1 protein-coding gene is annotated in these 357 nt (G+C 40.6%); it reads left to right on the top strand.

Annotated elements, in window-relative coordinates:
* A partial coding sequence (locus SCRDD08_RS10750) for a transposase (RefSeq protein ID WP_061423623.1) occupies positions 1-357 on the top strand: 357 nt, incomplete at both ends.

The following is a 357-nucleotide window of genomic DNA, read 5'->3' as shown; positions in this document are numbered from 1 at the left end:
CTCTTATCTGCGCTGCTATTTGCTTACTCGCAAGGAATTTTCTCTGGTCGTAAAATCGAAAAGCTCATGGCTGAAAATCTTGCTATGAGCTATTTGACAGGTCACCATGTTGTCAGTTATCGGACAATCAATCGTTTTCGTGTGGTGGACTGCATGGAAGAGTTCATCAAAAATCTCTTCATTGAACTCAATCTTCGCCTCAAGATGGAAGACTTGATTAGTCTGGACTGTCTCTTCATCGATGGGACGAAAATTGAAGCCAATGCCAACAAGTACAGCTTCGTTTGGAAAAAAGCAACGGATAAATTTCAAACCAAACTGCAAGAGACCTTGAAGGAATATTTTCAAACAGAGGTT

Origin of the sequence: Streptococcus cristatus, from assembly GCF_001578775.1 — a bacterium.
Lineage (GTDB): Bacteria > Bacillota > Bacilli > Lactobacillales > Streptococcaceae > Streptococcus > Streptococcus cristatus_A.
This window is presented reverse-complemented; position numbering and strand designations above follow the sequence as displayed.